The organism is Hydrogenophaga bisanensis (assembly GCF_042665135.1).
Taxonomy (GTDB): domain Bacteria; phylum Pseudomonadota; class Gammaproteobacteria; order Burkholderiales; family Burkholderiaceae_C; genus Hydrogenophaga; species Hydrogenophaga bisanensis.
The window spans coordinates 190,143-214,914 of record NZ_JBHTBX010000005.1 but is presented as its reverse complement, the minus strand read 5'-3'; the positions used below and the strand labels follow the sequence as shown (position 1 = coordinate 214,914).

The 24,772-nt window shown below is 61.6% G+C and carries 23 protein-coding genes; 16 read left to right on the top strand and 7 right to left on the bottom strand.

The window, feature by feature from the left end:
• Positions 1-31: 31 nt before the first annotated feature.
• Positions 32-1,258, top strand: coding sequence for a multidrug effflux MFS transporter (locus tag ACFQNJ_RS09545; RefSeq protein ID WP_382256473.1), 1,227 nt, complete (start codon positions 32-34; stop codon positions 1,256-1,258).
• Positions 1,259-1,262: 4 nt separating this feature from the next.
• Here the strand turns inward: ACFQNJ_RS09545 and ACFQNJ_RS09540 are convergent, their stop codons facing one another.
• Positions 1,263-1,727 (bottom strand): EVE domain-containing protein, encoded by a 465-nt coding sequence (locus ACFQNJ_RS09540; RefSeq protein WP_382256470.1) that lies wholly within the window; start codon positions 1,725-1,727, stop codon positions 1,263-1,265.
• Between the two features lie 126 nt (positions 1,728-1,853).
• Here ACFQNJ_RS09540 and ACFQNJ_RS09535 point away from each other — a divergent pair, with 126 nt between their 5' ends.
• Entirely contained in the window at positions 1,854-2,366 is a 513-nt protein-coding gene (locus ACFQNJ_RS09535; RefSeq protein ID WP_382256468.1) for a DUF2889 domain-containing protein, read from the top strand.
• 6 nt (positions 2,367-2,372) lie between these two features.
• Here ACFQNJ_RS09535 and ACFQNJ_RS09530 read toward each other — a convergent pair whose 3' ends face one another.
• Together ACFQNJ_RS09530 and metK are read right to left on the bottom strand one after the other, a co-directional pair.
• Positions 2,373-4,451, bottom strand: a complete 2,079-nt coding sequence (locus ACFQNJ_RS09530) for a PAS domain-containing sensor histidine kinase (RefSeq protein ID WP_382256465.1) — start codon at positions 4,449-4,451, stop codon at positions 2,373-2,375.
• Positions 4,452-4,629: 178 nt separating this feature from the next.
• Positions 4,630-5,811, bottom strand: a complete 1,182-nt coding sequence (gene metK / locus ACFQNJ_RS09525; RefSeq protein ID WP_374640105.1) for a methionine adenosyltransferase — start codon at positions 5,809-5,811, stop codon at positions 4,630-4,632.
• 140 nt (positions 5,812-5,951) lie between these two features.
• On the opposite strand from metK, the gene ACFQNJ_RS09520 reads away from it, so the two are divergent.
• The gene (locus ACFQNJ_RS09520; RefSeq protein ID WP_382256463.1) at positions 5,952-6,794 is read left to right on the top strand and encodes a lysophospholipid acyltransferase family protein; all 843 of its coding nucleotides are present in this window, start codon (positions 5,952-5,954) and stop codon (positions 6,792-6,794) included.
• Between the two features lie 10 nt (positions 6,795-6,804).
• The gene (locus tag ACFQNJ_RS09515; protein ID WP_382256460.1) at positions 6,805-7,725 is read left to right on the top strand and encodes a lysophospholipid acyltransferase family protein; all 921 of its coding nucleotides are present in this window, start codon (positions 6,805-6,807) and stop codon (positions 7,723-7,725) included.
• A gap of 14 nt (positions 7,726-7,739) precedes the next feature.
• Here the strand turns inward: ACFQNJ_RS09515 and yihA are convergent, their stop codons facing one another.
• Positions 7,740-8,462 carry a ribosome biogenesis GTP-binding protein YihA/YsxC gene (gene yihA / locus ACFQNJ_RS09510; protein ID WP_382256458.1) on the bottom strand — a complete coding sequence of 241 codons (723 nt, stop codon included), beginning with the start codon at positions 8,460-8,462 and terminating at the stop codon, positions 7,740-7,742.
• Positions 8,463-8,559: 97 nt separating this feature from the next.
• Between yihA and ACFQNJ_RS09505 the strand changes: the two genes are divergently transcribed.
• The 5 genes from ACFQNJ_RS09505 (at position 8,560) to ACFQNJ_RS09485 (ending at position 14,580) form a co-directional block, all read left to right on the top strand.
• Positions 8,560-9,174 (top strand): c-type cytochrome, encoded by a 615-nt coding sequence (locus tag ACFQNJ_RS09505; protein WP_374640109.1) that lies wholly within the window; start codon positions 8,560-8,562, stop codon positions 9,172-9,174.
• A gap of 170 nt (positions 9,175-9,344) precedes the next feature.
• Complete coding sequence (locus tag ACFQNJ_RS09500; RefSeq protein WP_382256456.1) at positions 9,345-11,483, top strand: cytochrome c biogenesis protein ResB; 2,139 nt, start codon at positions 9,345-9,347, stop codon at positions 11,481-11,483.
• Entirely contained in the window at positions 11,480-12,841 is a 1,362-nt protein-coding gene (gene ccsB / locus ACFQNJ_RS09495) for a c-type cytochrome biogenesis protein CcsB (protein WP_374640111.1), read from the top strand. Before ACFQNJ_RS09500 ends, ccsB begins: the two co-directional genes overlap by 4 nt.
• Before the next feature lie 123 nt (positions 12,842-12,964).
• Entirely contained in the window at positions 12,965-13,978 is a 1,014-nt protein-coding gene (gene msrP, locus ACFQNJ_RS09490) for a protein-methionine-sulfoxide reductase catalytic subunit MsrP (protein WP_382256454.1), read from the top strand.
• Positions 13,975-14,580 carry a protein-methionine-sulfoxide reductase heme-binding subunit MsrQ gene (locus ACFQNJ_RS09485; protein WP_382256674.1) on the top strand — a complete coding sequence of 202 codons (606 nt, stop codon included), beginning with the start codon at positions 13,975-13,977 and terminating at the stop codon, positions 14,578-14,580. Before msrP ends, ACFQNJ_RS09485 begins: the two co-directional genes overlap by 4 nt.
• A 7-nt stretch (positions 14,581-14,587) precedes the next feature.
• Here ACFQNJ_RS09485 and lysA read toward each other — a convergent pair whose 3' ends face one another.
• Positions 14,588-15,865: a diaminopimelate decarboxylase gene (gene lysA / locus ACFQNJ_RS09480; RefSeq protein WP_382256452.1), complete on the bottom strand. Its 1,278-nt coding sequence runs from the start codon at positions 15,863-15,865 to the stop codon at positions 14,588-14,590.
• Between the two features lie 46 nt (positions 15,866-15,911).
• Positions 15,912-16,151 carry an LPS translocon maturation chaperone LptM gene (gene lptM, locus ACFQNJ_RS09475; protein WP_382256451.1) on the bottom strand — a complete coding sequence of 80 codons (240 nt, stop codon included), beginning with the start codon at positions 16,149-16,151 and terminating at the stop codon, positions 15,912-15,914.
• 14 nt (positions 16,152-16,165) lie between these two features.
• Between lptM and cyaY the strand changes: the two genes are divergently transcribed.
• Positions 16,166-16,495 (top strand): iron donor protein CyaY, encoded by a 330-nt coding sequence (gene cyaY, locus ACFQNJ_RS09470; RefSeq protein ID WP_382256449.1) that lies wholly within the window; start codon positions 16,166-16,168, stop codon positions 16,493-16,495.
• Here the strand turns inward: cyaY and ACFQNJ_RS09465 are convergent.
• Positions 16,485-18,911 (bottom strand): penicillin-binding protein 1A, encoded by a 2,427-nt coding sequence (locus tag ACFQNJ_RS09465; protein WP_382256447.1) that lies wholly within the window; start codon positions 18,909-18,911, stop codon positions 16,485-16,487. The two genes, cyaY and ACFQNJ_RS09465, sit on opposite strands and share 11 nt — an antisense overlap.
• A 269-nt stretch (positions 18,912-19,180) precedes the next feature.
• On the opposite strand from ACFQNJ_RS09465, the gene ACFQNJ_RS09460 reads away from it, so the two are divergent.
• The 6 genes from ACFQNJ_RS09460 to ACFQNJ_RS09435 are packed head-to-tail and all read left to right on the top strand — an operon-like array spanning position 19,181 to position 24,697.
• Positions 19,181-20,260: a pilus assembly protein PilM gene (locus ACFQNJ_RS09460; protein WP_382256444.1), complete on the top strand. Its 1,080-nt coding sequence runs from the start codon at positions 19,181-19,183 to the stop codon at positions 20,258-20,260.
• Positions 20,257-20,874, top strand: coding sequence for a PilN domain-containing protein (locus ACFQNJ_RS09455; RefSeq protein WP_382256441.1), 618 nt, complete (start codon positions 20,257-20,259; stop codon positions 20,872-20,874). The genes ACFQNJ_RS09460 and ACFQNJ_RS09455 overlap by 4 nt, the downstream gene beginning before the upstream one ends.
• A 10-nt stretch (positions 20,875-20,884) precedes the next feature.
• Positions 20,885-21,574 carry a type IV pilus inner membrane component PilO gene (locus ACFQNJ_RS09450; RefSeq protein ID WP_374640118.1) on the top strand — a complete coding sequence of 230 codons (690 nt, stop codon included), beginning with the start codon at positions 20,885-20,887 and terminating at the stop codon, positions 21,572-21,574.
• Positions 21,575-21,594: 20 nt separating this feature from the next.
• Positions 21,595-22,122 carry a pilus assembly protein PilP gene (locus ACFQNJ_RS09445; protein WP_382256438.1) on the top strand — a complete coding sequence of 176 codons (528 nt, stop codon included), beginning with the start codon at positions 21,595-21,597 and terminating at the stop codon, positions 22,120-22,122.
• A 26-nt stretch (positions 22,123-22,148) separates the two neighbouring features.
• Positions 22,149-24,290 (top strand): type IV pilus secretin PilQ, encoded by a 2,142-nt coding sequence (gene pilQ / locus ACFQNJ_RS09440; protein ID WP_382256671.1) that lies wholly within the window; start codon positions 22,149-22,151, stop codon positions 24,288-24,290.
• Between the two features lie 23 nt (positions 24,291-24,313).
• A complete protein-coding gene (locus ACFQNJ_RS09435; protein WP_382256435.1) occupies positions 24,314-24,697 on the top strand; it encodes a hypothetical protein in 384 nt (127 codons plus the stop codon).
• The last annotated feature ends 75 nt before the right edge of the window (positions 24,698-24,772 follow it).

Genomic DNA, 24,772 nt, shown 5'->3' with positions numbered 1-24,772 from the left:
GCGAAAGTCCGCGGCCACCCCTGAACACTGCATGACCTCTCCCGTTTCCCGTCCCGCCCACCACGGTTGGCTGATCGCCAACCTGCTCGCGCAACTGGCGTTCGGCCTGCTGGCCATGACCATCGGTCTGCCCTCCATGCAGGAATGGCCCACCATCTTCGGTGCCCCCCAGGCCGCCGTGCAGCTGACTTTCAGCGGCTATGTCCTGACCTATGGTCTGCTGCAGCTGGTCTACGGCCCGCTGTCCGACCGTCTGGGCCGGCGCAAGATCCTGATGACCGGCCTGAGCATCACCCTGCTGGCATCGGTCCTCGCGACCCTGGCCACCGATCTGACCACGCTGATTCTGGCGCGCGTGCTGCAAGGCGCCGGCAGTGCCGCGGGCATGGTGGTCGGTCGCGCACTGATCCAGGACCTCTTCCAGGGCCCTGAGCGCACGCGCGTGATGGCCTATGTGGGCATGGCCATGGGCCTGTGCCCACCCCTGGGCACCATCGTGGGTGGCCAGTTGCACGTGAGCCTGGGCTGGCAGGCCAACTTCGTGCTGATGGCCGCTCTGGCGGCCGTGCTGTGGGTGACGGCCTGGCGCGGGCTGCCTGCGCACCAGCCATCCGGGCAACCCCAGGCTCACTGGCTGACCGCCATGCTGGCTGCCTATGCGCAGCTCCTCAAGGACCGGCGCTTCGTGCTGTACGTGGCCCTGCTGGCGTTGACCTCGGCCACCTTCTATGCGTTCCTGGGGGCGGCGCCGCTGGTGCTGGGCAGTTACGGTGTCGGTCCGGACGGCATCGGTTACTACATCATGTTCGTGCCCGGTTCCTACATCATCGGCAACTTCCTGACCTCGCACCTCATCCACCGCCTGGGTGACCAGCGTCTGATGTGGATCGGACAGGCCTTCACGCTGGCGGGCATCGGCCTGATGCTGGCATTGGCCCTGGCCGGTTTGAACTCGCCACTGGCACTGGCATTGCCCTTGATGCTCATGGGCCTGGGCAACGGCTTCATGGTGCCGCCGGCGCTGGCAGGTACCGTTGGTCTGCTGCCGGCACTGGCTGGCTCAGCAGCCGCCATCGCCGGCCTGATGCAGCAGATGGCCTCGGCGCTGGGCGGCTTTGCCGTCGGGCTGGTCAGTCATCACAACGCCGTGAACCTGGCGGTGGTGATGATGGGCATGTGCCTGCTGGGCGTTCTCGCGCAGATCGGTTTGCGCCAGTCGTTCAAGGCGCCGCCTGGCCCCAGCCGGCTGCGCCCGTGACGCTTCAGCGCATCAACTGTTCGGTGATGAAGCGCCAATGGTCTTCGCTCACCGGCGTGATCGACAGCCGGTTGCCACGCTGGAGGATCTGCAGGTCAGCCAGTTCCGGGGCGGCACGCAACTCGGGCAGGCCGATCAGCCGCGTCTTCTGCAAGGCCTGCACATCCAGCAGCAGCCAGCGCGGCTTCTCCGGACTCGATTTGGGGTCGAAGTAGGGCGATCCGGGGTCAAATTGCGTCGGATCCGGCCGGGTGCCAGAGGCCACCCGCGCCACGCCGGCAATGCCCGGCTGCGGGCAGCTGGAGTGGTAGAACAGCACACCATCGCCCACCCGCATCACGTCGCGCATGAAGTTGCGCGCCTGGTAGTTGCGCACACCGGTCCAGGGCACCGTGGCGTCAGGCGCCGCCAGCGCATCATCGATCGAGCATTCGTCGGGCTCGGACTTCATCAGCCAGTACTGTTGCATGTCCGCATGGTAGCGAGACAGCAGAGTGCCTGCACGGGTCTGCCCGATCGGAGAAAATTCAAACTGATAACGAATATCCTCACGAGGCCTGTCTTGCCATTGCCAGCTCCCCAGCCCCGCACCCCCATGCACACCCGCCGCGTGACCTACCAGGGATACCGGCGCGATGATGGCCTATGGGACATCGAGGGCGAACTGCTCGACACCAAGCCCCATGCCTTCGAGATCGAAGGCGAGGGCCAATGGGCGCCCCATGAACCCATCCACCACATGAGCCTTCGCGTCACCATCGACGAAAAGATGGTGATTCGTGACGTGGCTGTCAGCATGGATGCCCATCCGCACGATCCGTGTCCGCAGGCCATGCCACCCATGCAAGGACTGATCGGTGAAACCCTGGGGCGGGGGTGGCGCAAGACCATCGAACGCCACCTGGGCGGCACGGTGGGTTGCACCCACCTGCGCGAATTGCTGTTCAACCTGGCCACGGCCGCGTTCCAGACCATGTCCTCATCCTTCGCGCCGCCGGCCGACGGCCGACCGCCGATGCACCTGGGTCAGTGCAAGGCCTGGGCCTTTGACGGCCCGGTCGTCGAGAAGGTCTACCCGATGTTCTTCCGCTGGCAGCCAGCTCGCTGAGCCGGATCAGGGCGTCAGTTCGGCCATCGTGGAGCGAGGAAACTCCAGATCCGGTTCCAGTCCTTCGAAGGGCAGGGTGAAGTAGAAGGTGCAGCCCTGGCCGGGTGCGGTCTCGGCCCAGATACGGCCGCCGTGCCGCTCGATGATCCGCTGGGACAGTGCCAGGCCCGTGCCGTTGCCTTCGAAATCCATCGAATGGTGCTGGCGCTGGAACATCACGAACAGGTTGTGCGCCTTTTCCAGATCGAAGCCGACACCGTTGTCGTGGATGTAGAAGGTCCGGCCACCGACCGGATTGACCTGCCAGCCCACCTTGATCACCGCCTGGGGGCGGGTGCGGGTGAACTTCACCGAGTTGTTCAGGAGATTGCCGAACACCTCGGCCAGCAGCATGGCATCCCCCCGCACCACCGGCAGGTCGGGATCGATGACCCAGTCGATCAGGCGGGTCGGATTTTCCTGCTTCAGGTGCGATACCACGCCATCCACCAATGGTGACAGGGGTACCGGTTGCGCCTCGATGGCCACCCGACCGAGCCGCGCGTACTCCAGCAAGCCTTCGATCATGAGGCTCATGCGCTTGCTCGACTTCACGATGGAACCCAGGTACTGCTGGACGGCCGCATCGGGGTGTTCACCCAGTTCTTCCTGCAGCAGGCTCACAAAGCTGCTGATGTGTCGCAAGGGCGCGCGCAGGTCATGCGAGACCATGTGCGAGAACACATCCAGATCCTTGTTCGCGGCCACCAGCTGCTGCGTGCGCTCGGCCACGCGCTTTTCCAGTTCCTTGTTGAGGTCGTTCATGACGTCCTCCAGGCTCTTGGCGGCGGTCATGTCGCGCGTGATCACCGACAGGCCCTGCAGCTCGTCGTTCTCGTTGCGCAGCGCTGTCACGATGGAATGCGCCCAGAAGCGCGAGCCGTCGTCACGCAGGCGCCAGCCACGGGACTCCCACTGCCCGTGGGCCTTGGCCAGCCTGAGCACCTGATCGGCATCGACCTCGTCTTCGCCCGCGTTGTCCGTGGCCATCAAGTGGCGGAACGACTTGCCCAAGATCTGGTCGCGACCATGGCCATGCATGCGCTGAGCACTGTCGCTCCACTCGTTGACCAGCCCGTTCTCATCGATGAAGTAGACGCAGTAATCCTGGATGGCATCCACCATCAGGCGATAACGCTGTTCGCTGCGGAACAGTTCGGCACTGCGCTCATTGACGCGCTCTTCCAGATCCCGGTTGGCTTCCAGAACGAACTCTTCCGTTTTCTTGCGGTCGGTGATGTCGTACAGCTCAATGAACAAGCCCTCGACGGCCCCGTGCTGGAAGTCGGGAATGTAGTGGATGTCGTAGAAGTGGCGGTTGCCATTGGCTGTGACCCGCTCCGCCTCGAAGCTCTGTGAGACGCCATTGAGCGCATCGGCCACATGCGGCAGGATCTCGGGCAGCACGCTGGTACTGACCAGCTGGCTCAGGTGCATGCCCACCATGTCGCTGGCCAGCTTGCCGTAGTGGCTGGCATGGGCGGTGTTGGCAAAACGGCAGATCAGTTCCTTGTCGTAATAACCCAGCTGCACCGGAATCCGGTCGGTGATGGTCTGAAGGAAGCGATCGTGCGAGGCCAGCCGCTGCTCCGCCGCCTTGCGTTCGCTGATGTCGATCACCGTGGTGTTCGAGTGAAGGAAATCCCCCTCATCATTTCGAACCGCGGTCGATGAAATCAGCGCATGAAAATGGCTGCCGTCCTTGCGCCGGATTTCAATCTCGATCGGATCGGTCCTGCCTGTGTCCTGCAGCGTCTGCAGGCGCATCTCGATCGTTGCGCGGCGCATCGGATCGATCAGGTCGAACAGCCGTGCCTTGCCCACCACTTCGTCGCGCTCGTACCCGACCCAGTCCAGCAGGGTCTGGTTGACATTGACGATGTTCAGGTCCTTGCTGATCGATACATAGCCGCAGGGGGCGTGATTGATCAATTGCCGGGCTTCCGCCAGGGTGGCCTGCAACTCCCGGGTCCGCTCGGCAACCAGGCGCTCCAAGAGGTCCGGATCGATGTTGGGGTTGGCGATGTGTTCAGGCTGTTCGCTCATCATAGCTCCACTATCGGTTCAATGCGCGCAGAGCGCAAGACTCATGAAAGCATATCGGTCGAACGAAGCAGAAATTCAGTCTCTTTGAACCACCAGATGAACGATTTTCCGAGTGTGGGTAATGAAAAAGGCCCTGGAATGGATCCAGGGCCTTGTCGTTCGTGCAAAAGTACCGGGGTCAGAGACCGGCGGCGGCCCGCAATGCAGCCGCCTTGTCGGTGCGTTCCCAGGTGAACTCCGGCTCCTCGCGGCCGAAGTGGCCATAGGCGGCGGTCTTGCTGTAGATCGGACGCAGCAGGTCCAGCATCTGGATGATGCCCTTGGGACGCAGATCGAAGTGCTCGCGCACCAGTTCGGCAATCTTGTCGTCCGGAATCACGCCCGTGCCTTCGGTGTAGACCGTGATGTTCATCGGGTGGGCCACGCCGATGGCATAGGCCACCTGGATCTGGCACTGGCGCGCCAGGCCTGCGGCCACCACGTTCTTGGCCACATAACGGGCGGCGTAGGCGGCCGAGCGGTCCACCTTGGTCGGATCCTTGCCCGAGAAAGCGCCTCCCCCGTGCGGGCAGGCGCCACCGTAGGTGTCCACAATGATCTTGCGACCGGTCAGGCCGCAGTCACCCTGCGGGCCACCGATGACAAAGCGGCCGGTCGGGTTGACCAGGTACTTGGTGTCCTGCAGCCACTCCTTGGGCAGCACCGGCTTGATGATCTCCTCGATCACGGCCTCGTAGAAGCTGGCCTTGAGCTTGGTCTGGGTCTCGCTCTGGTCCGGGCTGTGCTGGGTGGACAGCACCACGGTGTCGATGCTGTGCGGTTTGCCATCCACATAGCGCATCGTCACCTGGCTCTTGGCATCCGGACGCAGGAAGGGCAGACGGCCGTCCTTGCGCAGCTGCGCCTGGCGTTCGACCAGCCGGTGTGCGTAGTAGATCGGGGCCGGCATCAGTTCCGGGGTCTCGTCGCACGCGTAGCCGAACATCAGACCCTGATCACCGGCGCCGGTGTTCAGATAGTCGTCAGAAGCATGGTCCACGCCCTGGGCGATGTCATTGGACTGTTTGTCGTAGGCCACCAGCACCGCACAACCCTTGTAGTCGATGCCGTACTCGGTGTTGTCGTAGCCGATGCGCTTGATGGTGTCGCGCGCCACCTGGATGTAGTCGACATGCGCGTTGGTGGTGATTTCACCCGCCAGAACGACCAAACCGGTGTTCGTCAGGGTTTCGGCCGCCACGCGGCTGCGCGGGTCCTGGGTGAAGATCGCATCAAGGATGGCATCCGAAATCTGGTCGGCCACCTTGTCGGGGTGACCTTCAGAGACCGATTCGGACGTGAAGAGGAAGTCGTTCGCCATATAAACTCCTGAAAGTGGGACCGGCGTTGCCGCTCTGTCAGGGGTCGGCGAACGCTTTAGCGGTATTTGTGAATCGCCCCGCAATCAGTTCATCAACTCGGCGATGTCGCTATTCTAGTGCAGCCAGCATCCTTTTGCCCTTGAGAAATTTCGCAAGCTTCCTGTTCCGGCTGGCTTCACACCTGCCCCTGCCCGTGCTGCACGGACTCGGGTTCATGGTGGGCTGGATCAGCTGGCTGGCATCGTCCCGCTACCGTCAGCGCCTCTGGGCGCACGCTTCGCTGGCCCGTGTGGGCATGGCCAGGACACTGGCCTCGGTGGGTCAGGCCGGGTGCATGGTGGCCGAGTTGCCCCGGCTGTGGTTCGGGCGTCCCGTGCGCGTCGGCTGGGAAGGCGCGGCCCACATCGAGGCTGCCCACGCCCACGGTCGAGGCATCGTGTTTCTCACCCCCCACATGGGCAGCTTCGAGGTCACCGCACAGGCGTATGCCGAGCGCTTCGGACAACGCCACCCGATCACGGTGCTTTTCCGGCCGCCGCGCCAGTCCTGGCTGCAGGACCTGGTGGCGCGGGCCCGCCGTCGCCCGGGGCTTCACACGGCCCCGACCACGCTGGCCGGCGTCAAGCAACTCATCAAGGCCCTGAAAGCCGGCGAGACCGTGGGGCTTTTGCCCGATCAGGTGCCTCCGCAAGGGCAGGGGGTCTGGGCGCCGTTCTTCGGACGGCCGGCCTACACCATGACGCTGTCGGCGCGGCTCGTTCATGCTTCCGGCGCGGTGCCCCTGCTGGCCTGGGGCGAGCGTCTGCGCTGGGGGCGCGGCTACCTCGTGCACATTCGGCCGTTCGATCTGGCCGGACCGGAGGGCTTGCCCGTCGATGCAGTGGCGGCCGCCGCCCGCATCAATGCGGCCATGGAGCAACTGATTGCCGAGTGTCCGCAGCAATATCTCTGGTCTTACAACCGATACAAACACCCGGCCTGACCCATCTCACATGACGCCAGTACCTGACACTGACGATGCTCATCGCCCATCGCTGGCCAACCGCATGGGGCTCGCGTTCATGCGCCTGCTCGCCGGTCTTCCGTTGCCCTGGGTCCGGGCGGCGGGTTGGCTGTTTGGCAGGGCGTTGCACCTGGTGGCCGCCAGGCGGCGGCGGATCGCCTTGACGAACTGGATGCTGTGCTTTCCCGAGTCCTCGGACGCGCAGGCACAGCGGGCCATTCGGGAGCACTTTGTCCGATTTGCCCAGGCCTGGCTGGACCGCAGCTGGCTGTGGGAAGGCCGTCCCGATGTGGTCCGCCAGCGATTGAAGCTTGTCGGAGATCTGGATGCGCTCAAAGGCGATGTCCCGACCGTCCTGTTCGCTCCCCACTTCGTCGGGATGGACACGGGCTGGACCGCACTGACGGCCCACCTGGACCGCAAGTTCTGTGGCATCTACGCCCGACAGCTCAATGTCGACATCGATCGCTGGATGTCGCAGGGCCGCCAGCGTTTCGGGGAGCCTCACATCGTGGCCAAGAGCGCAGGCCTGAAGGCATTGGTCTCGGCGCTGCGTGCCGGTGAGCCCCTGTACCTGCTGCCTGACATGGACTACGGGCGCCGCGATTCGATTTTTGTCCCGTTTTTCGGCGTTCAGGCCGCGACGGTGCCCTCGCTCTCGCGCTTTGCGCGCATGGCGCGCGCCCAGGTGGTGCCGGTGGTGTCCCGCATGACCCGAGAGGGCTATGAGGTGACCGTCCACTCGCCGTGGACCGGTTTCCCGACCGACGACGTAGTCGCCGACACCACGCGCATGAACTGCGAGCTTGAGGCCTTCATTCGCCAGATGCCTGAGCAGTATTACTGGGTGCACAAGCGCTTCAAGACCCGTCCGGAAGGTCAATCCTCTCCCTACGGCAGGGGCGACTGACCAACCGCCCTCGTTCAGGCGTCCGGTGCCGGCAGCGAGGGTTCTTCGGCGTCGGCCGGCAGTGGCGGGTGGGCCCAGTCCCACAGCAGGCATGCCACGTCGTCCAGCCCCTTTTTCTTGAGCGCGGAAAACAGCATCGCCTGACCGCCGCCACACTGCAGGCGCGCAATGGACAGCGCTTTCTGCGACTCGGCGTGGTTGAGCTTGTCCGATTTGGTCAGCAACACCAGGAACTGCAAGCCTTCCTCCACCCGCGGGCGGATGATCTCCAGCAAGGCCTCGTCCAGTTCGGTCAGACCCAGGCGCGGGTCACAGAGCAGCACCACGGCCTTCAGGTTGGGGCGTGTGACCAGGTAGTTGGCCATCACCCGCTGCCAGCGCAGCTTGGCTTCCTGCGGCACCGCCGCATAGCCGTACCCCGGCAGGTCAGCCAGCACGGCGTCGGTGACCCCCTGCTTGCCCAGGGCAAACAGGTTGATGCTTTGCGTGCGCCCTGGCGTCTTCGAGGCAAAGGCCAGACGCTTTTGCTGCGTCAGGGTGTTGATGGAGGTGGATTTGCCTGCGTTGGATCGGCCGACAAAGGCAATCTCGGGGACATCCAGTTCCGGCAGGTGCTCCAGTTGCGGAGCCGTGGTCAGGAATCGCGCCGTGTGCAGCCAGGCATGGGCCTGCTTCGGGTCGCGGGAAGGTTTGGCAGGGGTGCCGGGTCGGTCAGCTGGAGTGTTGTGTCTGGTCATTGGGGGTTTTCCCGATCAGCATTGTAAAATCTTTCGGTTTTTGATCGAACAACCGCAACCCAACCATCCCGTCGCCCGACCGACGCCAGCCCCCGAAATGAAATTTTCCGCTTCACTTCTCTGCGCCGCTGCCGTTGCAGCCCTGTCGTTCAGCGTCCAGGCCCAGACGGCCAAGCCCGATCTGGCGAAGGGGGCGGCTCTCTATGGTCAGGTCTGCGTGGCCTGTCACGCGGCCGATGGCAACTCGACCACGCCGGAAAATCCCAAGATCGCCGGGCAGCACCCCGAGTACCTGATGAAGCAGTTGCACGAGTTCAAATCGGGCAAGCGTGACAACGCCATCATGAAGGGTTTCGCCTCGGCCCTGTCCGACGACGACATGCGCAACATCTCCTGGTGGCTGGCTGACCAGAAGGCCAAGGACGGCGCCGCCACCGACAAGGATCTGGTGCGCCTGGGTGAGCGCATCTACCGCGGCGGCATTGCCGACCGTCAGATTGCAGCCTGCGCCGGTTGCCACAGCCCGAACGGTGCGGGCATCCCCGCCCAGTATCCGCGCCTGGCCGGTCAGCACGCCAGCTACACCGAAGCTCAGCTCAAGGCCTTCCGCGATGGTGCCCGCAAGAACAACGCGCAGATGACCGGTGTTGCCGCCAAGATGAACGACCGCGAAATCAAGGCCGTGTCCGACTACATCGCCGGATTGCGCTGAGACCGGCCGCATGCCCCACATCTTCGTGGGGATATATAAGTGATAGGTGATGTTGGCGGTCAGAATGCGATCCGCGCGATGGGCGCAGTGAACTGCCGGCCGATTCATGAGTCACAGCAGGGCGTTTTCTGGCCATCCAGAAACGCCCTTTCTGTTTTTCAGGTTCCTTCATGACTGTTTCCAACCCAGGCATCCCCGCCCGCAGCGCGGCCGGTTCCTTGCGCGACATCAACGAACTGCTTTCCTCCATGCGGTTTGCCATCGCGCTGCTGACCGTCATCTGCATTGCGTCGGTCATCGGGACGGTCATCAAGCAGCATGAGCCGGTCAACAACTACGTCAACCAGTTCGGTCCGTTCTGGTCCGAGGTTTTCGGCAAGATCAATCTGTATGCGGTCTACAGCGCGTGGTGGTTCCTTCTGATCTTGGCCTTTCTGGTCATCAGCACCAGCCTGTGCATTGCCCGAAACACACCCAAGATCTTCACGGACTTCAAGACCTTCAAGGAAAACATCCGGGAACAGAGCCTCAAGGCCTTTCCTCACCGCGCCGAGTCGGTGCTCGGCGAGTCGCCGGAGGCCGCTGCCAACCGGATCGGCCAGACCCTCCTGGGTTCAGGCTGGAAAGTGCGCCTGCAGTCCCGCCAAACCCCTCAGGGCGAAGGCTGGATGGTGGCCGCCAAGGCGGGTGCCGCCAACAAGATCGGTTATCTGGCCGCGCACGGTGCCATCGTGCTTGTCTGCATTGGCGGCCTGCTCGACGGCGACCTCTTCGTGCGGGCGCAGATGTGGTTCAACGGCAAGGAGCCCTTCGTGGGTGGCGGCCTGATCGCCGACGTCCCTGCACAGCACCGTTTGTCTCCGTCAAACCCCACCTTCCGGGGCAATCTGCTGGTGACCGAGGGCACCACCTCTGGCACCGCGGTGCTGGCACAGCCCCGAGGCGTCCTGCTGCAAGACCTGCCGTTCTCCGTCGAACTCAAGAAGTTCATCGTCGAGTACTACGACACCGGCATGCCCAAGCTGTTTGCCAGCGACATCGTCATTCATGACCATGAAACCGGCGAGAAGAAGGAGGCGAGGGTTGAAGTCAATCATCCTGCACAGCACCGTGGCATCAACATCTACCAGTCCAGCTTCGATGACGGTGGTTCCAAGGTCAGGCTGCGGGCTTTGCCGATCAATGCACCGACCCGTCCCTTTGAAGTGAATGGTGTCATCGGCGGGTCCACCCCCCTGACCAACGGCGATGACAAGCTGACGCTGGAATTCACCGGCCTGAGAGTGATCAACGTCGAGAATTTCTCGGGCAACCAGTCCACCGCCCAGGTGGACGTGCGCAAGGTCGACCTGCGCGAGGCCATCGAGAGCCGGCTCGGCTCGGGTCACAAGACAGTGACCGAGAAGGTTCTGCGCAACGTCGGGCCGAGCATCAGCTACAAGCTGCGGGATGCTGCCGGCCAGGCCATTGAATACAACAACTACATGTTGCCCGTGGAGCTCGATGGCGCGCGCGTCTATTTGATGGGCATGCGGGAAACCCCTTCCGAACCCTTCCGCTATCTTCGGGTACCGGCCGATGAGGCCGATGGCCTCGACGGCTTCATCCGTCTGCGTGCTGCCCTCGGGGACGCCGGGATGCGGGAAAAGGCCATCCGGCGCTATGCAGCGGGGGCGGTCGAAGGCGAGCGCCCTGAACTGGCCGAAGCGCTGGCGGCCTCGGCATCCCGTGCACTGGGTCTGTTTGCCGGTGCCGAGCCTGCGCCCATTCCGCCGGGCGCGCCCGCTGGCCTGCCCGCGGCCAAGGGGGGCTTGCCGGCAGTCTCCTCTTTCCTGGAGGTCAATGTTCCGGAAGCCGAGCGGGAGCGAGCCAGCGAAGTCCTGGTCCGTATTCTCAATGGCACCCTGTTCGAGTTGCTGCAACTGTCGAGGGAGCAGGCGGGACTTCAGCCGCTGGAACGCGACGAGAACACCCAGCGACTGATGACACTCATGGTCATGGCCCTGAGCGACAGCTATTTCTATCCGGCACCCATGACTTTCCAGCTCGCCGATTTCGAGCACATCCAGGCCAGTGTGTTCCAGGTGGCGCGCGCGCCTGGTCAGACCATCGTGTATCTGGGCTGTGTCTTGCTCATCGTTGGCGTTTTTGCCATGCTCTACGTCCGTGAGCGCAGGCTCTGGATCTGGTTGTCGCCCGCCGCCGGGGGCAGCAGTGCCTCCATGGCACTGTCCACCAACCGCAAGACCCTGGATGCGGACAAGGAATTCGGTTTGTTGAAATCCCAACTGTTGAAGGTGCAATCATGAACACCGCTACCCGGACCATCGACCTCAAGCGTGGCCAGCAGGGCCTGGAGGTTCAGCCCGGCTACTTTGCCCGCCGTGACCGGTGGGACTGGCTGTTTGCCCTGCTGGTGATCGCAGGTGCCGTCTGGGCGTTCGTTCATTACCGCGATGCCATGGACATCTACGAAGAGTGGATCCTGGCGGGCACAGCCCCTTCGCTCATCTGGCTGGGGTGGTTCTGGCGGCCCATGCGTACCCTGATGGTGGTGGTCTCGGCCCTGTCGCTGCTGGCCATCTGGCTGTACATGGGGCCGGATGGCAACGCCGACCTAGCTCGCGCCGACCAGGCGTTCATGCTCAAGTACTTCATCTCCAGCCAGTCGGCCATCCTTTGGATGAGTGTGCTGTTCTTCATGAGCACGCTGTTCTACTGGGTGGGCATGTTCACCCGTGCCGGTGAAACCTTCGAAGTGCTGGGTACGCGTCTGGCCTGGGTGGCGGTGACCCTGGCGCTGGTCGGCACGATGGTGCGCTGGTTCGAGAGCCACCAGATCGGGCCCGACATCGGTCACATCCCGGTCAGCAACCTCTATGAAGTGTTTGTCCTGTTCTGCTGGATGACCGCCGCGTTCTACCTCTACTACGAAGAGCAGTACAAGACCCGCTCCATGGGAGCCTTCGTGATGCTGGTGGTCAGTGCGGCGGTGGGCTTTCTGCTCTGGTACACCGTGGTGCGCGAGGCCCACCAGATCCAGCCCCTGGTCCCGGCGCTCAAGAGCTGGTGGATGAAGCTGCATGTGCCGGCCAACTTCGTCGGCTACGGCACCTTTGCCATTGCCGCCATGCTGGCCTTTGCCTACCTGATCAAGCAAAGCGCCAGCGAGACCCGCTGGTACAAGCTGGCGCCCTTGTGGTTGCTGGGCATCGTGCTGTGCCTGGAGCCCATCGTCTTCCGTCAGTCGTCCATGGACAAGGGAGCGAGCTACTGGTTTGTGTACTTCGGGGTGTCGGCCCTGATCGTCGGCGGCATCATGGCGGCCCGACGCCGTATCGCCGAGCGTCTGCCGTCCTTCGAGGTGCTGGACGACGTGATGTACAAGGCCATTGCGGTGGGCTTTGCCTTCTTCACCATCGCCACCGTGCTCGGCGCCTTCTGGGCCGCCGAGGCCTGGGGTGGCTACTGGAGCTGGGACCCGAAGGAAACCTGGGCCCTGATCGTCTGGCTCAACTACGCGGCCTGGTTGCACATGCGCCTGATGAAGGGTCTTCGCGGCACGGTGGCAGCCTGGTGGGCACTGGTTGGCTTGGCTGTCACGACCTTTGCGTTCCTCGGCGTGAACATGTTCCTGTCCGGATTGCACAGCTACGGCGAACTCTGACTGTTCGTGATACCCACCCGACACCCCGCCACGGCGGGGTGTTTCTTTTTCCGGGCGCGGCAGGTCGCCGAACTTTCGAACACACTGTGATCTCTCAGCAAGATCACCGCAGTGGAGACCAGGATGATCATTCGTTCGAACCAGCAGGGATTCATGCATCCCGTACCCAGCGAGATCACCTCGCAACAAGCCTATCTCAAGCGCCGTCAGTGGATGCAGGGGCTGGCCGTGGGTGCGGGTGGCGCGGTGTTGGCAACCTGGGCGGCCCGGGATGCCATGGCTCAGGCGTCAGGCCCCAACGTTGTTCGTCCTGGCAAGTTGGCGCCGCTGTCGACCAGACCCTCGGGTGTTCCCGGCGCACAAACGGTCGAAAAAGTCACCGAGTACCGTGACGCCAGCAGCTACAACAATTTCTACGAGTTCGGCACCGACAAGTCGGACCCGGCCGCCAAGGCGGGGCGCATGAAGGTTCGCCCCTGGACGGTGACGGTGGATGGCCTTGTCCACAAGCCACGAACATTTGATGTCGACGACCTGCTGCGTCTGTCCGCGCTGGAGGAGCGGGTTTACCGCATGCGGTGTGTCGAAGGCTGGTCCATGGTGATCCCCTGGGTCGGTTACTCCCTGGCCCATCTGATCCGGGAGGTCGAGCCCATGGGCAGTGCCCGTTACGTCGAGTTCGAAACACTGGCGGATCGTGAGGTTATGCCCGGCCTTCGTTCCGGTGTGCTGCTGTGGCCCTACCTGGAAGGCCTTCGACTGGATGAGGCCAGGCACCCGCTGGCCATGCTGGCGCTCGGCATGTACGGGGAGGTTCTGCCCAACCAGAACGGCGCACCCCTGAGGCTGGTCGTACCCTGGAAGTACGGTTTCAAGAGCGGCAAATCCATCGTACGCATTCGCTTCACGGACAAGGAGCCGAAGACCTCCTGGAACGTGGCCGCGCCGCAGGAATATGGCTTTTACTCCAACGTCAACCCCGACGTCCCTCACCCGCGCTGGAGTCAGGCCACCGAGCGGCGCATCGGGGATGATGGCGGCCTGTTCGCCAAACGCCGCAAGACGCTCTTGTTCAACGGGTATGAGCCCCAGGTCGGACAACTCTATGCCGGGATGGATCTGAAGAAGTTCTACTGATGCGGTGGATGGCTCACCCGATGGCCAAGCCGGCGGGATTCTTGCTTTGTCTGTTGCCCGCCTTCTGGCTGATCTGGGCGGCGGTTGTCGGTGACCTGGGGCCCAATCCCGCCGAAGCCCTGATCCGCTCGCTGGGTGACTGGACCCTGCGGTTTCTGGTGATCGCTCTCATGGTGACGCCCCTGCGTGTCACTTTCGACTGGTCCTGGTTGGCCCGTTGGCGCCGAATGCTCGGGCTCTTCGTGTTCTTTTACGCCACCTTGCACTGGCTGTCCTATGTCTGGTTTGACATGGGCTTGGACGTTTACGCCGTCCTGGCCGACATTCCCCAGCGGCCGTTCATCCTCGTGGGTACCCTGGCATGGCTGCTGCTGCTGGCATTGGCTTGCACTTCGTTCAATCAGGCCGTGCGCTGGCTCGGTGCGCCACGCTGGCGCTCACTGCACAAGACGGTCTATGCCATCGCGATGCTGGGGGTGCTGCATTTCTTCTGGATGCGTGCCGGCAAGAACGACTTTGCCGAAGTGGCCGTCTATGCGCTGCTGATGGCCGCCCTGCTGGGTTGGCGCCTTCAGCGATTCCTGCGAATGAAGCGCGCCTGACCCGCGATCAGGGCAACAACTGCTCCATGCGGAACTGGTCCTGGGCGGATTCGCGCTGGCGAATCACCAGTGCCTGATCGCCGTCCACCAGCACCTCCATCGCCCTTCCCCGGGTGTTGTAGTTGCTGGCCATGCTCATGCAATACGCGCCGGCCGAGAGCACCGCCAGCAGATCGCCGGGCTTCACGGCGAGCTTGCGATCCCGACCCAGCCAGTCGCCGCTTTCGCAGACCGGTCCCACCACGTCCCAGACCAGGCCGGGCTCGTCGCGGGGCTGCACGGGGACGATGCGGTGATAGGCCTCATACATGGCGGGCCTGGGCAGATCGTTCATCGCTGCGTCCACAATGAGGAAGTTCTTCTGGTCGCCGGGTTTGAGGTAGAGCACCTCGGTCAGGCAGACACCTGCATTGCCGACCAGTGAACGCCCAGGCTCGATGCAGATCTTGCGGTGGCCATGACCCCGGGCATCGATGCGTTCCAGCAACTGCCGCCAGAGGGCATCGGCGCTGGGTGGCGTGTCGCCGGCATAGTCAATGCCCAGACCACCGCCGAAATCGATGTGTTCGAGGGGTACGCCTGCCGCCTCGATGGCATCGACCAGTTCCAGCACGCGGTCCATCGCATCCAGGTACGGTCCCGTTTCGGTGATCTGCGAACCGATATGGCAGTCGATTCCTGCCACCCGAAGGCCCTTGCACGCCGCCGCCCGCAAGTATGTTTGCACCACCCGCTCGTGGGCAATGCCGAACTTGTTGCCCTTGAGGCCGGTGGAGATGTAAGGGTGCGTCTTGGCGTCCACGTTGGGGTTGACGCGAATGCTCACCGGGGCCCGCAACCCCATGTCGCACGCGACCTCGTCCAGTACCTCAAGCTCGGCTTCGCTCTCCACATTGAAGCAACCGATGCCAACCTGCAGGGCGTGCCGCATCTCGCTTCGCGTCTTGCCCACCCCTGAGAAAATGATTCTTTCAGGATCACAGCCCACCGCCAGGGCACGCTCCAACTCGCCACCCGAGACAATGTCCAGTCCACAGCCCGCCCGCACCAGCACCTGAAGGATCGCCAGGCTGGAGTTGGCCTTCATCGCATAGCAGATCAGGTGCGGTCGCCCGGCCAGGCCGCGTTGATAGGCTGCCAGCGCATCCAGGATGGCCGCCTTGCTGTAGGCGAACAGGGGTGTCCCGTGCGCCCGGGCCAGAGAAGCCAGCGCCACGTCTTCCATGACGAGTTGATGGTCCCGATAGACCAGATGGGGAGGCAGCGGCGTGGATGGTGAAGGCATGGATGGTGCGCGGATGATGGTGGCCTGCGATCAGGCGTTGCCCTGTTCAGGGTTGACTGGCTGGCGCAGTCTCGAGCGTGCCCGGCACGCCGAGGATGGCGGGGTCCATGGCTTCAACCGGCGGTGTGGTGCGTGCCGGCGCCTTCTGTTTGGCCTGACCGGGTGCCGGCAGGTAGAGAGGCCCTTTTTGACCACACCCTGCGAGCAACCCGACTGCCACTGTGGCGGCAGCCACGGAAGGCCAGAAAGCACCGCGCATCGAACCTACAATTTCAAGCGTTTTCATGAAGGCCCATTGTAATGACCGACCTTGAGTATCTGAACCACGCCGAGGCTTTGCTCCGGCGCGTAGAGCAGGCATGCGACCGGATCAACGACGAATCCGATGCCGACGTGGACAACCAGCGGGTCGGGGGCATGATTACGCTGACGTTTGCCAACCGCAGCCAGATCGTCATCAACCTGCAGAAACCGCTGCAGGAGGTCTGGATGGCGGCGCGAGCCGGCGGCTACCACTATCGCTTTGATGGACAGCGCTGGCTCGATACCAAGAGTCAGGGCGAATTCTTTGCCGACCTGAAGCGTCACGCCTCGGAGCAGGCCGGGATGCCCCTGGACTTCAGTTCCTGAACAGGTCGAGGATGCTGCGCCGGTCCTCGCTGCCAGAACCTGGAGACGGCACACTTTCCCCGGTTGATCCCGGCGGCAGGGTGATCGATGCGCCCGGCCAAGGATCCGACAGGCCGAGCGACTGGACACCCTGGGATGGGCCAAATTCCTCGTAGTACCACTCTCCGCCCACCTGCATGATGCCTGCGGGGGCCTTGTATTCGGCCACAGGCTCCTTTCGCAGGGCGGTGTTCATGTAATCGATCCAGATCGGCAGGCTCAGTCCGCCCCCGGTTTCCCGACTGCCCAGATTTCTCGGATTGTCATAGCCGACCCAGGCTGCTGCCACCACCGTGGGCTGATAGCCCACGAACCAGGCATCGACCGAGTCGTTGGTCGTGCCGGTCTTGCCGTAGACATCTGGTCGCTTGAGCGTCGAACGGGCGCGAGCCGCGGTGCCACTTCTCGTGACTTCCTGCAGGAGGCTGCTCATGAGGAACGCGTTGCGCTCATCGATGACCTGTGGGGCATCTTCCGGCGATGTCCGGTCTTCGAAAAGCACCTTCCCGCGGAAGTCGGTCACCCGGGTGATCAGCTTGGGTGTCACCAGGCGGCCTCCGTTGGCAAACACCCCATACCCTGTGGCCATCTGGATGGGTGTCACCGAGCCGGCGCCCAGCGCCATTGTCAGGTAAGGCGGGTGCTTGCTGGCCTCGAAGCCAAATCGCGTGACCCACTCCTGGGCGCTCTGCGTGCCGACCATCTGCAGAATGCGAATGGACACCATGTTCTTGGACCGGGCCAATGCCCGACGCACGGACATCGGTCCTTCAAACTGGCCATCGTAATTTTTCGGTTCCCAAGGTTTCCCCCCCGTCTCGGCGGCACTGAAAAACAGCGGCGCATCGTTGACCACGGTCATGGGGCTCAGGCCTTTCTCTAGGGCGGCCGAATAGATGAATGGCTTGAAGCTTGAGCCGGGCTGACGCCAGGCCTGCGTCGCGTGGTTGAACTTGTTCTTTTGGAAATCGAATCCACCCACCAGCGCGCGAACGGCACCATCGCGAGGGTCCAGTGCGACGAATGCCGCCTCCACTTCGGGCACCTGGGTGATCCGCCAGGACTTGTCGGGATTGCGGAGCACCCGGATCACGCTGCCTGGCTTGATCTGAACCGAGGCTGACGCCTTGGGAGACAGGCCCGACTGGGCTGGTTTGAGTCCCTCGCCTGTGATGGAGAACGGTTCCCCGTCCTGCCTCACGGCCACCACCTCCTTGGGGCTGGCCTGCAGCACCACCGCAGACATCAGATCCCCGTTGTCCGGGTGGTCGTCCAGTGCCGTGTCGATAGCCTCGTCCCGCGCGGTTCCTTCCGCGGGCAGAGCGATGTTCCGCTCGGGTCCACGGTAAACCTGGCGTCTCTCGTAGTCCAGCACCCCACGCCTGACCGCTTGGTAAGCGGCCTGTTGCTCTTCGGCGCGAAGGCTGGTGTACACGTTCAGGCCGCGGGTGTAGGCTTCGTCACCGTATTGAACCACCATGGCCTGGCGGACCATCTCAGCCACATACTCCGCATTGAGGGTTCGCTGCGTGCTGGCGGTGCGCAGCTTCAAGGGCTCGTCTTTCGCCTGTCGGGCTTCTTCCGCCGAGATGAACCCGTTCTCCATCATCCGGTCGATGATGTGCAGCTGCCTGATGCGGGCTCGCTTGGGGTTGGTGATCGGGTTGTAGGCCGAAGGCGCCTTGGGCAGACCGGCCAGCATGGCCGCCTCGGCGATGCTGATGTCCTTGAGCGGCTTGCCAAAATAGATCTGGGCGGCTGCCGAGAAGCCATAGGCACGTTGACCCAGGAAAATCTGGTTCATGTAGATCTCCAGAATCTGTTCCTTGCTGAGCAGGTGCTCCAGCTTGAAGGTCAGCAGAACCTCGTAGATCTTTCTCGTGTAGCTCTTCTCCGCAGACAGGAAGACATTGCGCGCGACCTGCATCGTGATGGTGGAGGCGCCTTGGCTCTTGGCCTGTCCCAGATTGGCCAGCGCAGCACGGAGCATGCCCTTGTAGTCCACGCCATGATGCTCGAAGAAACGGGCATCCTCGATGGCCAGCACCGCGTGCTTCATGACCTCCGGGATCTTGTCGATGGGGGTGAGGTTACGGCGCTCTTCGCCAAACTCCCCCATCAGTTGTCCCTCTGCCGTGAATACCCTCAGCGGCAGCTTGGGTCGATAGTCGGCCAGCTCGGCCACGTCGGGCAGGTTGGGGTAAGCCATGGCCAAAGCGATGGCCACCAGGACAGCGACGGCGGCGATGCCTGCAACGACCAGTCCCAGCAAGGATACCAACGCCCTCATCACCCATCGGCCCCATGAAGAGCGGGTGCCTTTGGGGCGGGTTTTGCTGCCCTTGCGGTCAGTGTCTGGCGCTTCGTTGTGGGGCATGAGCAAGGTCGTTCAAAAGTCGTGGGGCATTATAGGAAGCAGGGGGAATGAGGCGTGTCGGGTTCTTTTGGTCAAACCGTCAGGATTCCACCGGGCAGGTGCCTTCACCTGTTACGGGTTGTGAAGAACGGTGTTCTTCGTATGGTTTTGACAACGCTTCAAGGTGTTGCGGCGGTGAAATTTCTTTGCCGCACAAAGAGCTTGCTGCTAGGATTGAAGTGAAATCTTAAGTATGGCGCCTGCGGGTGCTTCACAAAACGGGGGTCACCTTGATCTCATTGGGATCGCTTTTCAGCCGGGAATCGGCGCCATTGCTGGGCATCGACATCAGCTCGTCCAGCGTCAAGCTGGTGGAACTCGGCCGTAACCGGTCGGGTGATCTTGTCTTGGAACGTTGTGCCATCGAGCCTCTTGAGCGAGGTTGGATTACCGATGGCAACATCGAGAAATTCGATGAGGTCGCTGAAGCTGTGCGCCGGGTGATTCGCAAGAGCGGCAGCAAGACCAAGAATGTGGCCTTGGCCCTGCCGGCATCTGCGGTGATCACCAAGAAGATCATCCTGCCGGGTGGCTTGTCCGATCGGGAGCTGGAAGCTCAAGTCGAGTCCGAGGCCAACCAGTACATCCCCTTTTCTCTGGACGAAGTCAGCCTTGACTTTTGTGTCATCGGCCCCAGCGCCAGCTCCCAGGGAGATGTTGAGGTGCTGATCGCTGCATCTCGCAAGGAAAAGGTGTCTGACAGACAAGGTCTGGCCGAAGCGGCGGGCCTGAAACCTGTGGTGATGGACGTGGAGTCCTATGCGTCCCGCATGGCTGCCAGCCGTGTCATCGAGACCTTGCCGAACAACGGTGCGGATGCACTGGTGGCCTTGTTTGAAGTTGGGGCCATGACAACCAGCATGCAGGTCATCCGAAACGATGATGTCCTCTACGAACGCGATCAGGCTTTTGGCGGAGCACAGCTCACTCAGTTGATTGTTCGGCAATACGGTTTCTCTGCCGATGAGGCGGAGGCGAAGAAGCGTTCCGGTGAACTTCCGGAAGACTACAAGTCTGCTGTCCTGGATCCGTTCATTGAAAGCATGGCGCAAGAGGTGGGTCGTGCGCTTCAGTTCTTCTTCACCAGCACCCCATACAACAAGGTGGACCATATCCTGTTGGCCGGTGGCAGTGCTGCCTTGCCGGGGCTGACCGAAGCCGTCACACACCAGACTTCGTTCGCCTGCATGGTCATCAATCCTTTTGATGGCATGGAAATGGGTGGTTCGGTTCAGGCACGCAAGATTTCCCGCGAAGCACCGTCTTACCTGACCTCCACCGGTCTCGCCTTGCGGAGGTTCTACCAATGATTCTCATCAACCTGCTGCCCCACCGGGAGGCGGCCCGCAAGAAGCAGAAAGAGCAGTTCTACACCCACTTGGTGATGTCTGCTCTGGCTGGCGGGATCATCTGTGGCGCCGTGTTCACCTGGTACCAGGGGCAGATCTCGTCTCAGCAGGATCGTAATGCGTTCCTCAAAGCGGAGATTGTCAAGCTGGAAGCCGAGATCAAGGACATCGCCACATTGCAGAGCCAGATCGCCTCGTTGCGCGCACGACAGACGGCGGTCGAGAACCTGCAAAGCGACCGGAATCTCCCTGTTCATTTGCTGGAAGCATTGGTCACCAAACTTCCTGATGGTGTGTACCTCAGGAGCATGAAGCAGGAAAACCAGAGCGTTCTACTGGTGGGGTCTGCTCAGTCGCAAGAGCGGGTCTCAGAGCTGTTGCGCAATTTGGGGCACGACAGCCCATGGCTGAGCAAGCCGGAACTGGTCGAAATCATTGCCGCGAGAGCCGATTTGCAAAAAAATGACCAGCGGCGAGTGTCCAATTTCACCATTCGCGTGACGCTGGTCCGTCCGTCCAAAACTGCTGCGGGAGCTTCCGCGGTGGGCACGGCGCCCGCGCCTGGCAAGGTCTGAGGTGGGTCTCATGGCACTTAAAAACTCACCCCGTTTTCAGATGGATTTTTCCTCGGTACAGGAGAAACTGCGTCGGCAGTTTTCCGGGCTGGATCCGAATGACCCGTCGCTATGGCCCGCCCTTCCGCGAGGCCTCCTTTTCGTTGCTGTCTGTGCAGCCGTATGCGCCGGTTTGTGGTTCGCCTGGTTGAAGACGGTGGACGAAGAGCTTGTGGCGGCGCAGCAGGAGGAGCAACGGCTAAGGGAAGACTATCGCAAGAAGTTGGTGCAAGCCGTCAACCTGGATGCCCTCAAGAAGCAGCTTGAACAGGTTCAACAGTATGTCTCTCAGCTGGAAAAGCAACTGCCGAGCAAGGCAGAGATGGATGCTCTTCTGTCGGACATCAACCAGGCGGGTCTTGGGCGCAGTCTTCAGTTCGAATTGTTCCGGCCTGGTCAGGTGAGCGTCAAGGAGTACTACGCCGAGCTACCCATTACCGTGAAAGTGACGGGTCGATACCACGATGTGGGGCTGTTTGCGGCCGATATCGCCAATCTCTCCCGTATCGTCACACTGAACAATTTGGCGCTAACCCCTGTTCGTGATCGTGATGGGGTACTGACGCTCGAGTGCACGGCCAAGACCTTCAGGTATCTGGACCAGGAGGAAATCGAGATGCAGCAAAAATCGGCAGCAACCAAACCGGGGGCTCAAAAGTGATACACCCGTTTTGCCGGTCCATGGTGGTGCTGAGTGCGGCACTGCTTTTGCATGCGTGTTCTTCGTCTGCTGACGACGAGTTGCGACAGTGGATGCAAGCCGAACGCAGCGCCATTCGACCTCAGGTTCAGCCGATACCAGAACCCTCCAAGTTCGAGCCCAAGGCCTACACAGCGGAGCAAATGCTTGAGCCTTTCAGTGGTGAAAAGCTTGCGAGTGTTCTCAGAGGTGCGCAGTCCGGTCCATTGTCCAATTCCGCGCTGATCGAGCCCGAGTTGAATCGCCGCAAAGAGCCTTTGGAGGCGTATCCTCTCGATACCATGGTGATGGTCGGCAGTCTTGATCAAAAAGGAAAATTGGTCGCGCTGATTCGGGTGGATAACCTTCTCTATCAGGTCAAGCCAGGGAACTACCTTGGGCAGAACTACGGAAAAATCACCAAGATCACCGAAACCGAGGTGCTGCTGCGGGAGATCGTGCAGGACGCCGCCGGCGAATGGATGGAAAAGTCGACGGCACTTCAGCTTCAAGAGGACGCGAGCAAATGAACAACACAATCAAGACAGCACGCCGGATGGGGTCGGCAAGTGGGATGGTTCGGGGAGGGCTGTTCCTCTTGCTGGCTGTTTCGTCTGCCTGGGCTCAGGCCCAAAATGCCATCAAGAGTCTCACCGGCAGTTTGCAGGGCGGGGCTGAGGTTATCCGTATTGAGACCCAGGAGCCTTTGACCGCAATACCCACCGGCTTTACGGTGCAATCGCCTGCCCGCATTTCCCTGGACTTCCCGGGGGTGACCAATGCGATCGGTCGCAATTCGGTGGAAATCAGTCAGGGCAACATGCGGTCTGCCAACGTGGTTCAGGCGGGTGATCGCACGCGTGTGGTGATCAATTTGAAGCAACCGGCGTCGTATCAAGCCACCATTGACGGCAAGACATTGCTGGTCGTGATGGAGCGCAGTGATGCTGGGGTCGCCAAGAGTGCGGCCACCCAAAACACCACGAGTTTCGCCCCCAGTCAGAACAGCAACGTGATTGCATTGAAGGACATCGACTTCCGTCGCGGTGCCGAAGCGACCGGTCGTATCGTCGTTGATCTGGACAGCAGTCAAGTAGGGGTGGACATTCGGCAGCAAGGTCAGGATCTGGTGGTCGATTTCCTGAAATCTTCTTTGCCAGAAGGCCTGCGGCGTCGGCTTGACGTCTCCGACTTCGGGACACCGGTGCAGCTGATCACGACCACCCAGGCGGGTGACAAGGTGCGGATGGTGGTGACCCCGCGCGGAAACTGGGAACACTCTGCGTACCAGAGCGACAGCCAATTTGTTCTTGAGGTTCGCGAACAGAAAATCGATCCGAACAAGCTGACCCAAGGGCCAGGCTACAACGGTGAGAAGCTGTCACTGAACTTCCAAAACATTGAGGTGCGCGCGCTCCTGCAGGTCATTGCCGATTTCACCAACTTCAACGTGGTCACTTCTGACTCTGTCGGTGGATCGCTGACCTTGCGGCTGAAGGATGTGCCCTGGGATCAGGCGCTCGACATCATTCTTCAGGCCAAAGGCTTGGGCATGCGCAAGTCTGGCAATGTACTCTGGATTGCACCCAAGGACGAAATTGCTGCCCGTGAAAAGCAGGAACTGGAGTCCAAGGCGTCCATCGAAAGCCTGGAGACGCTGAGAACCCAAGGGTTCCAGATGAACTATGCCAAGGCCAGTGACATCGCCGCGCAGTTGACCGCCGGTGGATCTGGTGCTGGTGCATCGGGATCTGCGCCTACCCGTATCCTTTCGTCGAGGGGGAGTGTGATCGCGGAGCCGCGGACCAACCAGTTGTTCGTCACCGATATTCCCTCCAAACTGGAACAGGTCCAGCAGTTGATTTCCAAGTTGGATATTCCGATTCGCCAAGTGCTGATCGAGGCGCGCATTGTCGAGGCGGATGACCGGTTCGGGCGCTCGCTGGGTGTGAGGCTGGGTGGCAGCGACCTTCGTGGTATCCGTGGTGGCGATGCCGGTTATGCAGCAGGCGGACCCAACCGAGTGGCCATTGGTGGTAGCTACGACGCGGTTTCTATGACCACGCGAGAAACTGAGAACGCGCTGGATACCCTCAATACCTCCTTTGTGAATCTTCCCTCCGTGGGTGCGGGTGGCTTTGCTCCGGCAGCGTTCGCCGTGTCCTTGTTCAGTTCGGCAGCCAACCGATTTCTGAACCTCGAGATCTCCGCTCTGGAGGCCGACGGGCGAGGAAAAATCGTGTCCAGCCCGCGAGTCGTGACCGCCGACCAGGTCAAGGCACTCATTGAGCAAGGTACCGAGTACCCCTACCAGACTGCGACGGCCAGCGGTGCAACCGCCATTGCTTTCCGGAAGGCCAACCTGAAGCTTGAGGTGACACCTCAGATCACGCCGGAGGGGAACATCATTCTGGACGTAGATATCAACAAAGACAGCCGAGGCGAAACCACGACAGCTGGTGTTGCGATCAATACCAAACATGTGCAGACACAGGTTCTTGTTGAAAACGGAGGTACCGTCGTTATTGGTGGTATTTTCGAGCAGACCGAAATCGAGGACGTGACCAAGGTGCCCTTGCTTGGCGATATTCCAATCATGGGTAATTTGTTCAAGAACAAGGCGAAGACAGCAAACAAGTCTGAGCTCCTGATTTTCCTGACGCCGCGTGTGATTGCGGATCGTGGCTTGTCCCGTTGAATGAGGCTTAGATAGGAATCTTTATGAAGCTGTTGAAGTTTGGTTATGTGGTCGCGGCCTCCGCTTTTCTGGTGGCGTGTGGTGGTGGTGGTGATAACGCAGGTGATCTGACGGACTTCTCTACCAATATTGATGAATGGACAGTCAAAAGTGCTGAGCCAGGTTGTTCCACCGGTGGTGCCGAGAAATGGGTGACCATCATTGGCGGGCAGGCGCCCTTCCGGATTCGGAATTCCAGTCCTGATAATCTTCAAGTTGATCGCACGGAAGTGACTGGCAAGGACCCTGTGTTCAAGATGACCACCTTGGGGGGGTGCGCCGAGTTCACGGTCACGGTTTTGGACTACCATTCCAGGGTGGTAAGTATCGACATCAAACTTGAAGAGGGCGATGAGGAGGAGGAATGACGGATCGCCTTTCTTCATCCTTTTGATATCAACTGGCCCGGTTTGTATGCCGGGCTTTTTTTGTGAAATCTTGGC

Excerpts from the sequence above, each read along its gene's own strand:
- ACFQNJ_RS09545 (WP_382256473.1), top strand. The coding sequence starts at position 32 with ATGACCTCTCCCGTTTCCCGTCCCGCCCACCACGGTTGGCTGATCGCC.
- ACFQNJ_RS09540 (WP_382256470.1), bottom strand. The coding sequence starts at position 1,727 with ATGCAACAGTACTGGCTGATGAAGTCCGAGCCCGACGAATGCTCGATC.
- ACFQNJ_RS09535 (WP_382256468.1), top strand. The coding sequence starts at position 1,854 with ATGCACACCCGCCGCGTGACCTACCAGGGATACCGGCGCGATGATGGC.
- ACFQNJ_RS09530 (WP_382256465.1), bottom strand. The coding sequence starts at position 4,451 with ATGAGCGAACAGCCTGAACACATCGCCAACCCCAACATCGATCCGGAC.
- metK (WP_374640105.1), bottom strand. The coding sequence starts at position 5,811 with ATGGCGAACGACTTCCTCTTCACGTCCGAATCGGTCTCTGAAGGTCAC.
- ACFQNJ_RS09515 (WP_382256460.1), top strand. The coding sequence starts at position 6,805 with ATGACGCCAGTACCTGACACTGACGATGCTCATCGCCCATCGCTGGCC.
- yihA (WP_382256458.1), bottom strand. The coding sequence starts at position 8,462 with ATGACCAGACACAACACTCCAGCTGACCGACCCGGCACCCCTGCCAAA.
- ACFQNJ_RS09505 (WP_374640109.1), top strand. The coding sequence starts at position 8,560 with ATGAAATTTTCCGCTTCACTTCTCTGCGCCGCTGCCGTTGCAGCCCTG.
- ACFQNJ_RS09500 (WP_382256456.1), top strand. The coding sequence starts at position 9,345 with ATGACTGTTTCCAACCCAGGCATCCCCGCCCGCAGCGCGGCCGGTTCC.
- ccsB (WP_374640111.1), top strand. The coding sequence starts at position 11,480 with ATGAACACCGCTACCCGGACCATCGACCTCAAGCGTGGCCAGCAGGGC.
- msrP (WP_382256454.1), top strand. The coding sequence starts at position 12,965 with ATGATCATTCGTTCGAACCAGCAGGGATTCATGCATCCCGTACCCAGC.
- lysA (WP_382256452.1), bottom strand. The coding sequence starts at position 15,865 with ATGCCTTCACCATCCACGCCGCTGCCTCCCCATCTGGTCTATCGGGAC.
- lptM (WP_382256451.1), bottom strand. The coding sequence starts at position 16,151 with ATGAAAACGCTTGAAATTGTAGGTTCGATGCGCGGTGCTTTCTGGCCT.
- cyaY (WP_382256449.1), top strand. The coding sequence starts at position 16,166 with ATGACCGACCTTGAGTATCTGAACCACGCCGAGGCTTTGCTCCGGCGC.
- ACFQNJ_RS09465 (WP_382256447.1), bottom strand. The coding sequence starts at position 18,911 with ATGCCCCACAACGAAGCGCCAGACACTGACCGCAAGGGCAGCAAAACC.
- ACFQNJ_RS09455 (WP_382256441.1), top strand. The coding sequence starts at position 20,257 with ATGATTCTCATCAACCTGCTGCCCCACCGGGAGGCGGCCCGCAAGAAG.
- ACFQNJ_RS09450 (WP_374640118.1), top strand. The coding sequence starts at position 20,885 with ATGGCACTTAAAAACTCACCCCGTTTTCAGATGGATTTTTCCTCGGTA.
- ACFQNJ_RS09445 (WP_382256438.1), top strand. The coding sequence starts at position 21,595 with ATGGTGGTGCTGAGTGCGGCACTGCTTTTGCATGCGTGTTCTTCGTCT.
- pilQ (WP_382256671.1), top strand. The coding sequence starts at position 22,149 with ATGGGGTCGGCAAGTGGGATGGTTCGGGGAGGGCTGTTCCTCTTGCTG.
- ACFQNJ_RS09435 (WP_382256435.1), top strand. The coding sequence starts at position 24,314 with ATGAAGCTGTTGAAGTTTGGTTATGTGGTCGCGGCCTCCGCTTTTCTG.